Below are 7,670 nucleotides of genomic sequence, written 5' to 3'. Positions count from 1 at the left end.
AAACTAATAGATGAAAGGTTGTTTCAGTCAATCCCTTTAAAGGCGACATTTGGTCTGTGGAGCGTAATCGATTTGTTATGTTTGTTCCTATTAAATAGTCACTAACCAAGGGCTTCCAATTCGTCAATCTCTGAGGCTTCTTCGATTCACTACCTTGTTGCTTCTTTCTAAATGCTGGGTCATTCCTTAGAGTGGCAACTTAGTCAGGTTCTTCGTTAAACCGTCAGTTGAAAAAGCTGACCCTTTGACTCTTGGCAGATGCTTATCTGACTTATCTAAGGGAATGACCTGCTTGCTTAAGTTTTTTAATGTTACTTAAAATGACAGAGATGTACGCTTTAAGCGTACATCTAAAGGTAATGATTTGTGACGTTAAAAATGTGTTAATAGGTGATAATGCTTAACTTTTTAACTGAAACTAATGGATGAAAGGTTGTTTCAATCAATCCCTTTAAAGGCGACATTTAAAGGGGGGGGAAGAAAATTTAGGTTATCTAATCAAGCGAAAATGAAAGGGTTGCCATTTTAAAGCTCTTACTTAAATAGTAAATACTTATGAGTCAGCTTGTATGAAGCGTGGATGCAGTGAGTTAATTTTGCAACATTTCGTTTGGAATTTTGAGCGTAGTTCCCAGGCATAGTGGCTAAGTGTTCTGCTAATACATCAGGATCAATTTCGTTAATAAATTTATTGAGTGTTTTTGTTCTTTTGCGTCCGTTTTCATCCAAAAAGGTCAAGACTAACTTTTTTTGAGTGGTCATTTGGTATCCTCCCGTCCTGTTTGTTTAGTCACAAGATACTTGGCAATAAGTTTTCTGGTAATAGCATCATATTGCGCTATCAGTTCAGGTGTAATCTCTGCATTTTTTAATTGTTTTTCTACTGTTTCAAAAAAGCCATAGGTTTTTTTGAAGACCTTCATGGGAATTTTAAAGCCTTCCAGATTATTGTTTTTTAGATAGTTAATAAGAAAAGGGTTTAGCGCAGAGGGCTCTTCATAGATGGAATGTCGTTTCTCCTTTGGGTAGACAAATCTAAAAAGTTTCCTTAAGGCAATCAGCATTAAGGCCCCTTCATGGTATTTCCTATGAAAGGACTTGTAACCTAAGGTGATTTCAGTGATTCCGCCAGTTGTGAGTGTGACGTTGGTATGAGTATCACTTTGCCCAGATAATTTGGAACGTTCATACCCACTAATGTGATTGAGATTAATGAGACTATCTGAGCAAATTTTCAAAAAAACGGAATGCAAGGTTGCATAAGGGGGAAATTGCACAGCGCCATCAATCAACTCAGCTAATGTTCGTTGAAAGGGCAACCACTCTTCTATTTCGTTTAGCGTTCCATAGTCATTAAAAAGGGAGCCTAGTGGTCTGGCAGTTTTAATGAAATCACCAGATTGATAGATGAATAACGTCTGGCCTTTGCTAGTCTCTGTTTTCTCACGTGAATAAGCTAGGACTAGGTCTTCATTAATTTCTGGCAAATGCAAGTAAGGAGCGACTCTAAATAAGTCATCAATGGTAGCCTCAGATACAAAGGCATTAACCATATCCAATCTCCCGTTTTTGAAAGGTTCATTTCTATTTTTCATTAAATTCCACCATCCCTTTTTGATAAATTAAACAAATTGATTCCTCAAGTGTCCCTATTTAGTTATAACATATGAAAATAACGCTTGTCTATTGCTTAATTTTCCAAAAGGCCTCTTAACTTTCCAGCACGAGCTTTAATTTTCCAGCTAATTCTGCAGATAACTGACAAAAGACGGATCAAACAGTCATTGGTTTTTGGGCTGTGGGAAAGTTAAGGTAGAAACTGGATAATTAAAAAATTGCCATAATTTTAAGAGGGTTATACACTGCAAGTAGATCGGCCGATCGTGTTTAGCCACTCTCATAGAAGAGGTGAGAGTTGGGAATAAAAAAAGAGAGGATGAGCAGAATGGCAGTCACAAGCTTTGTAAAGCAAGATGTGGAAGTGGGCTATGAAACACCGGGAAGGTCCACAAAGCAGTCGTTTCCGAACGTAAAGGAAACCGTCGATCCTGACAAGATGGTCGCTCTCGGGCAGTTGTTTGTTGAAATGTTGCCTGAGGGAATCGAAGTATCAGAAGTGGTTACGGTTAAGCGGATGCGTCATCAAACGGCGTAAAATCCAGACGAATGAAAAAAAAGAAAGGTGGTATTAAGATGGCAGAAACAGTGCGTAAGTTGCAACTGATTTTTCTGAATGGCGATGGCGGGCAGAGCACCATTAGTCCCAAATACTTTGACGAAAGTCTAATTAACGATCCAGAAAAAGTCAAAGCGTGGATGGATAAGTTCAGTGCCTTGAATGTGTTTCATCATCAGGAAAAGGATATTCCTCTTTATACAGGCAAAAAGAATGCCCGTGTCATTGAGACCAAAACAATTGAGATTTTTTAAGTAAGATGGTTTGAGACAGGGCCAAAAGGCGAGGCAACCACTTGCCTTTTGGCTCGATATGAAAGGAGAAATCATACCAATGACATTTGTAGGGATAAATGTAGCGGAGACCTTAACTTCGATGTCCCTAACTTCTAAATGCTAAAGCATCAAGAGTAAGGGCAGTTCTTAGTGCTTTAGCACATAGAAATAATGAGAACGAAGCAAAACAAGTTAAAGAATTAGCAACTAAATGAAAGGAGAGGGAAATCGTGACATTTGTAGGGATAAATGTAGCGGAGACCTTAAGTTCGATGTCCCTAACTTCTAAATGCTAAAGCATCAAGAGTAAGGGCAGTTCTTAGTGCTTTAGCACATAGAACTAATGAGAACGAAGCAAAAACAAGTTAAAGAATTAACAACTAAAATGAAAGGAGAAATCATACCAATGACATTTGTAGGGATAAATGTAGCGGAGTGGGCTGCTTTTCTCGGGATTATGTCGATTTTGTGTGCGGCGGCTATTAAATTCTATAGGATGTTTCGCACCCATATTACTGCGCCGTTGATTGAAGCAGTCGATAAATTAAGGATCGAGATTAGTCAGTTGGAACATTATTTAGTGACGGAATATCAGGAGTTGAAGAAGGATGTGGAGGTTTTAAGAAGTCGGGTCAATTCCATTGAACGACATTATTGGGAGCTGGAAAGAGAGGTGACTGATGATGATTATCGAGTTATTAACAAAGGTTAACAGTAGTTACTTAGTGGCGTTAGCTGCGCTGGTTTATCTAATCATTGAAGCGATTAAACGGAGCGAGATAATTTCTGTAAAGCTAATGCCTTTAGTTGCCGTGCTTATGGGATGGGGGATCGGGTTAATTATTGGGGTGATTTATCAAGAATCGCTGATGCGCACTAGTTTAGATGGTGTCATAGCCGGTCTTTTGGCCGCGGGTAGTTTTGATTGTGTGAAAGCTCTGTGGCAATTGCCAGAGACCTTGAAATGAGTCGGCCTAAGCCGTTGATTCTCGATATCAGTGAGCATCAATTGCCAACAATGATCGATTATCAGCAATTGGCAAGGTCCATTGATTTAGCGATTATTCGCGTTCAGTTTGGGAGTCTTCACGAGGATAAACATTACCGACAACATATCGAAAATTTTAAAAAATATCAGGTGCCTGTCAATGTTTACGCATGGGTTCGTGGTATCAGTGAGGCTGATATGGAAGTAGAAGCCACTGATTTTTATCGAAGAGCGGCGGCGTATGAGCCAAGTTTTTGGTGGCTAGATGTGGAAGAGAAGTCGATGACATCGATGGTAAGTGGGACGGACAAATACCGACAACGGTTAAAGGCATTAGGGGCAAAAAAGGTTGGGATTTACATTGGTAATCATCTTTATCGTCCTTTCGGCTTTACACCTGTGGCTTGTCAAAGCTATGACGGGGTGTGGCTGCCCACTTACGGCCAGAATACTGGTTTTTATGAAGGAAACAACCCGACGGCAACTACCAGTTATGACTTACATCAGTATACCAGTAATGGGCGTTTGTCTGGCTACTCTGGGCCTCTGGATTTCTCACGACTTGCCAGTGAAAAGCCATTGAGTTATTTTACGAGTTCCCCATCAACCACGAGTGACACGACTTCAGGGTATCAAATAGGTGATCTAGTTAACATTTCAGGTGTCTACAATAGTTCAATCAGCCTGACGCAACTGACACCATTACGCAAGCAAGGGAGAATTACCAAGATTATTAATGGGGCACCTAACCCGTATTTGTTAGAAGATGGTCAGTTAGGATGGGTAAATGATCGAACGATTATTGGCAATGGGCACCCCCGTCGTTATGTGGTCAAAGAAGGTGACACATTATGGGGCATTGGCCATCAACTGGGCATTAGCTGGCAAACCTTAGCCAGAATGAATCAGTTAGCTAATCCCGATTTGATATACCCTGGCCAGGAATTGAGTTATGAATAGAATGGAGCGAGGAGAATGAAGGAAGAGTCTTTTATCACGTTATTAAAGCAAGAACCACTTCAGATTGAAGTTGGCCGCTTGATCAAGGACATGAGGGTACAGAAACATTTGTCCCAAGGTGATCTCTGCCAACTAACCCATACATCTAGACAACAATTATCAAAAATTGAAAATGGGCGTATCGGGCAACTTAATCTTGAAAAAGTGCGTCAACTGATCAATGCTTGTGGGGAACAGTTGCATATTACCACAAGTTTTGATAATCCCTTGCAGATTTCTGATCGGACTGAAAGAGAAGATGCTGTTTTAATCGCCTTTGCAGCAGGTGAGATAAAAAAAGCGGAGGAACTGTTGCAGGTCATCAGGCGCTGGAACTACCCACCTTCTTATATTACGGCCCAGTGCAAACGGAATGTGGGGATTGCGGTTAGTTATCATTTTATGGGAATGGAAGACCGCAGTAAGTTAAGAATGAGTGATTTGGTGATGGGATTATGTTATCTGGGCTGTGACAAGGAGGCCGATCGTTTTATTGACATCTACGATCGGACGATTTCCTCTGGTGAAAAGGGATTAATGGCAAAGGAAGAGGCCATGATTAAGAAAGGAGCAGTATGATGGTGATGATGACGATTTGGCAAGGGAATGATGTGGTGTGTTGTTACAATGTGGCGGCAGAAAAGAAGTTGAAACGAATTCGCTTTGTTCATTTGCCGAAAAATCCGGATCCGGACAAAGTATTGGAATTTGCTGATGTGTTGATGAGTATACTACCGACAACCTACAGTAAAGATTCGGTTCAGATTTTGACGAGAACCCGATATATCTAGGAGGAAGAACAAATGGCTAAAAAATTATACTTGTATTTTACCAATGAAGACGAACAGCCGACCACCATTTTGGTGCAGCAACCCAATCAACAGTTGGATTCGGCAGCCGTTCGCCGCTTTATGGAAAAAGTGATTGCCATAGGGCTGTTTGAACACAAAGGTCAAAAAAAGTACGCCCATATTAAAGGGGCAAGATATGTGGACAAGAAGACAGAGATTTTGTTGTAAGTTGAAAAGCTGGGAGGTAGCACTCTTCCAGCTTTTTTATAGTGAAAATGATTGGGAAGACTATCAGCAAAGGTTTAGTGGTAAAGATAAGTGTGAATTAATCACCATGGGATTATTTAGATTGAGTGTCCGTCTATTTAATAAGTTGATCATTCTTGGACGTCATTAGAAGATCTCGCTATGAGCAAGAAGAATTAGTCAAAAAGAGCAGATTAAGGAAAAATTAAGGGAAGTCTAAGGAAAAGGTTAGATGTTAATTGCCAGAATCTGGTTGAATAAAGGTAATACATGTTGGATACGTCTAAAGAATGGTTGAAGGAGTGAGAATGTATGAGAAAAAAAGCGCTGATAGGCAGTTTCTGTCTGTTTATATTAGTGGCGGGTGTCGTGGGAACCGTTTGCTACATAAAAAAAGCCAAACGTGTAACGGTTCGTCCAATTAAAATAAGCGAGTTACAAATCAGCAGTGATTTCTACTTAACGGGTGTAATCGAACCCGAAACGATTATTGATTATAAGTTTGACAAAAATAGAGGGGTTATTAGTGAAAAAAAAGTAAGCATTGGTGACAGCATTGAAAAAGGACAGGCTCTCTATCTTTACCAAAATCCTGACGGGGACATGAAAATCAAAGAAGCTGAACTCATGGTACTTAATGGCGAAAAAAAAGTTGAACAAAAGCGGCTTGAGTACCAGTTAAAGCAGGAGCAGTATGAGACCTATTTATCGCGTCAACAAGAGGTCAATAAAGAGAGCACTGAAGGAAAAGAAAAACAAGAGTTAGAAGAATTGCGCCAGAAAAAAGATGACCTTGTGGAATCAATTATTCAAGCTGAAATTGAGATGGGGCAAGTTGGGACAGAGATCGAGGAGGCTCTTCTAGAAGTGGAGAAGTCCACCCTTGAATTAGCTAAATTAAAAGGAACCCAAGGGAATCATGAGGTTCTGTCAGACATTCAGGGAACGGTCCAAACTATTGATGAGTCACAAATCAATGCTCCGGCTGGAGATAAGCCACCAGAGCAACCCTTTTTATCAATTGTCGATACGTCGACCTTTTATTTAAGAGGAAAAGTGGACGAGTATCGTCAAAATAACTTGGCCATTGATCAAAAGGTGACGGTAATCGATCGAAATGATTCGTCCAAAACCTGGAAAGGCAAGATAACTAAGGTTGGAAATCTAGCAGCCGGGGGTATTGTGGATGAAGAACAAGGTGGCAACCCTAACCTATCACAATTTACCTTTGAAGTGACCCTAGAAACTAGTGAGGTTTTGCCTAAAATTGGGTTACATTGTTTTGCAGAAATAGAAAAGGAGGCAAGTGATGGACAAGTCACTGTACCGCAAGAGTATCTAGTGAAAGAAAAAAACACTCATTATCTTTGGCAGGTGAAAAATAAGCAGTTAATTAAGAAAAAGGTCGAGGTAACAGAGTTAGTTGAAGAGAGTGGGCGTTATGTGTTAAAAGACCAGACCATGAGAGACAGTGAGATTGTGTATCCGAATTCGAGTTTTTCTGAAGGAATGGAGGTTGATGGCAATGATTCAACTAATTGACGTTAGTAAGTCTTTTTTTCAGGTCAATCATGAGATTCAGGTTCTAAAAAAGATTCATTTAACCATTAACAAAGGCGATTATTTGGCAATTACAGGGGTCTCAGGATCGGGGAAATCCACCTTGATGAATATTATCGGTTGTTTGGATCAGGCTTCTTTAGGCGATTATTATTTTAATGACTTAAATATTCGAGAATTGGATGATAATCAACTGTCAGAAACCCGTAACCAGCTCATTGGATTTGTCTTCCAACATTTTCATTTGTTGCCGAGGTTGACTGCTCTTGAAAATGTGATGTTGCCCTTAGTTTATGGCGGCGTGTCAGAAAAGCATCGGAAAGTGCTAGCAAGTGAAGCCTTAAGTCAGGTCGGTTTAGAGGATCGGATGGCTTTTTTGCCAACAGTCCTATCTGGTGGACAGAAGCAACGAGTTGCCATAGCTCGGGCTCTTGTGACGAAAGCACCTTTAATCTTAGCAGATGAGCCTACAGGAGCCTTGGACTCAAAATCAAGTGAGCTCATCATGGCGATTTTTCAAGAGTTAAACCAACAGGGGAAAACGATTGTCACGATTACTCATGAGAAAGAGGTGGCTAACTGTGCTAAAAGGCAAATTTTGTTAAAAGACGGTGCCATTATCGAGGAGAGATAAT

At 40.3% G+C, this 7,670-nt stretch carries 12 protein-coding genes; 10 read left to right on the top strand and 2 right to left on the bottom strand.

The window, feature by feature from the left end:
• Positions 1-534: 534 nt before the first annotated feature.
• A complete protein-coding gene (locus tag RWN13_RS06215) occupies positions 535-762 on the bottom strand; it encodes a hypothetical protein (RefSeq protein WP_314061566.1) in 228 nt (75 codons plus the stop codon).
• The gene (locus RWN13_RS06210) at positions 759-1,595 is read right to left on the bottom strand and encodes a hypothetical protein (protein WP_314061565.1); all 837 of its coding nucleotides are present in this window, start codon (positions 1,593-1,595) and stop codon (positions 759-761) included. The genes RWN13_RS06215 and RWN13_RS06210 overlap by 4 nt, the downstream gene beginning before the upstream one ends.
• 350 nt (positions 1,596-1,945) lie before the next feature.
• Here RWN13_RS06210 and RWN13_RS06205 point away from each other — a divergent pair, with 350 nt between their 5' ends.
• The 10 genes from RWN13_RS06205 to RWN13_RS06160 all read left to right on the top strand — a co-directional run bounded on the left by RWN13_RS06205 (position 1,946) and on the right by RWN13_RS06160 (position 7,669).
• Positions 1,946-2,155 carry a hypothetical protein gene (locus tag RWN13_RS06205; RefSeq protein WP_314061564.1) on the top strand — a complete coding sequence of 70 codons (210 nt, stop codon included), beginning with the start codon at positions 1,946-1,948 and terminating at the stop codon, positions 2,153-2,155.
• A gap of 38 nt (positions 2,156-2,193) precedes the next feature.
• Positions 2,194-2,430: a DUF2922 domain-containing protein gene (locus RWN13_RS06200; RefSeq protein WP_314061563.1), complete on the top strand. Its 237-nt coding sequence runs from the start codon at positions 2,194-2,196 to the stop codon at positions 2,428-2,430.
• Between the two features lie 427 nt (positions 2,431-2,857).
• Positions 2,858-3,163 carry a hypothetical protein gene (locus tag RWN13_RS06195; RefSeq protein ID WP_314061562.1) on the top strand — a complete coding sequence of 102 codons (306 nt, stop codon included), beginning with the start codon at positions 2,858-2,860 and terminating at the stop codon, positions 3,161-3,163.
• Entirely contained in the window at positions 3,132-3,419 is a 288-nt protein-coding gene (locus tag RWN13_RS06190; RefSeq protein WP_314061561.1) for a hypothetical protein, read from the top strand. Before RWN13_RS06195 ends, RWN13_RS06190 begins: the two co-directional genes overlap by 32 nt.
• A complete protein-coding gene (locus RWN13_RS06185; protein WP_314061560.1) occupies positions 3,416-4,399 on the top strand; it encodes a LysM peptidoglycan-binding domain-containing protein in 984 nt (327 codons plus the stop codon). The genes RWN13_RS06190 and RWN13_RS06185 overlap by 4 nt, the downstream gene beginning before the upstream one ends.
• Before the next feature lie 15 nt (positions 4,400-4,414).
• Positions 4,415-5,017, top strand: a complete 603-nt coding sequence (locus tag RWN13_RS06180; protein ID WP_314061559.1) for a transcriptional regulator — start codon at positions 4,415-4,417, stop codon at positions 5,015-5,017.
• The gene (locus RWN13_RS06175) at positions 5,014-5,229 is read left to right on the top strand and encodes a hypothetical protein (protein ID WP_314061558.1); all 216 of its coding nucleotides are present in this window, start codon (positions 5,014-5,016) and stop codon (positions 5,227-5,229) included. Before RWN13_RS06180 ends, RWN13_RS06175 begins: the two co-directional genes overlap by 4 nt.
• 12 nt (positions 5,230-5,241) lie before the next feature.
• Positions 5,242-5,457, top strand: coding sequence for a DUF2922 domain-containing protein (locus tag RWN13_RS06170; protein WP_314061557.1), 216 nt, complete (start codon positions 5,242-5,244; stop codon positions 5,455-5,457).
• 330 nt (positions 5,458-5,787) lie between these two features.
• On the top strand, positions 5,788-7,017 hold the full coding sequence (locus tag RWN13_RS06165; protein ID WP_314061556.1) for an efflux RND transporter periplasmic adaptor subunit: 1,230 nt from the start codon (positions 5,788-5,790) through the stop codon (positions 7,015-7,017).
• On the top strand, positions 7,001-7,669 hold the full coding sequence (locus RWN13_RS06160) for an ABC transporter ATP-binding protein (RefSeq protein ID WP_399553636.1): 669 nt from the start codon (positions 7,001-7,003) through the stop codon (positions 7,667-7,669). The genes RWN13_RS06165 and RWN13_RS06160 overlap by 17 nt, the downstream gene beginning before the upstream one ends.
• Position 7,670: the final 1 nt, after the last annotated feature.

It is taken from the genome of uncultured Vagococcus sp. (assembly GCF_963518325.1).
GTDB lineage: Bacteria > Bacillota > Bacilli > Lactobacillales > Vagococcaceae > Vagococcus_D.
This window is presented reverse-complemented; position numbering and strand designations above follow the sequence as displayed.

What these genes read in the sequence shown, in the direction of transcription:
- RWN13_RS06185 (WP_314061560.1), top strand. Translation starts at nt 3,416, where the DNA reads ATGAGTCGGCCTAAGCCGTTGATTCTCGATATCAGTGAGCATCAATTG.
- RWN13_RS06200 (WP_314061563.1), top strand. Translation starts at nt 2,194, where the DNA reads ATGGCAGAAACAGTGCGTAAGTTGCAACTGATTTTTCTGAATGGCGAT.
- RWN13_RS06215 (WP_314061566.1), bottom strand. Translation starts at nt 762, where the DNA reads ATGACCACTCAAAAAAAGTTAGTCTTGACCTTTTTGGATGAAAACGGA.
- RWN13_RS06160 (WP_399553636.1), top strand. Translation starts at nt 7,001, where the DNA reads ATGATTCAACTAATTGACGTTAGTAAGTCTTTTTTTCAGGTCAATCAT.
- RWN13_RS06180 (WP_314061559.1), top strand. Translation starts at nt 4,415, where the DNA reads ATGAAGGAAGAGTCTTTTATCACGTTATTAAAGCAAGAACCACTTCAG.
- RWN13_RS06170 (WP_314061557.1), top strand. Translation starts at nt 5,242, where the DNA reads ATGGCTAAAAAATTATACTTGTATTTTACCAATGAAGACGAACAGCCG.
- RWN13_RS06205 (WP_314061564.1), top strand. Translation starts at nt 1,946, where the DNA reads ATGGCAGTCACAAGCTTTGTAAAGCAAGATGTGGAAGTGGGCTATGAA.
- RWN13_RS06210 (WP_314061565.1), bottom strand. Translation starts at nt 1,595, where the DNA reads ATGAAAAATAGAAATGAACCTTTCAAAAACGGGAGATTGGATATGGTT.
- RWN13_RS06165 (WP_314061556.1), top strand. Translation starts at nt 5,788, where the DNA reads ATGAGAAAAAAAGCGCTGATAGGCAGTTTCTGTCTGTTTATATTAGTG.
- RWN13_RS06195 (WP_314061562.1), top strand. Translation starts at nt 2,858, where the DNA reads ATGACATTTGTAGGGATAAATGTAGCGGAGTGGGCTGCTTTTCTCGGG.
- RWN13_RS06190 (WP_314061561.1), top strand. Translation starts at nt 3,132, where the DNA reads ATGATGATTATCGAGTTATTAACAAAGGTTAACAGTAGTTACTTAGTG.
- RWN13_RS06175 (WP_314061558.1), top strand. Translation starts at nt 5,014, where the DNA reads ATGATGGTGATGATGACGATTTGGCAAGGGAATGATGTGGTGTGTTGT.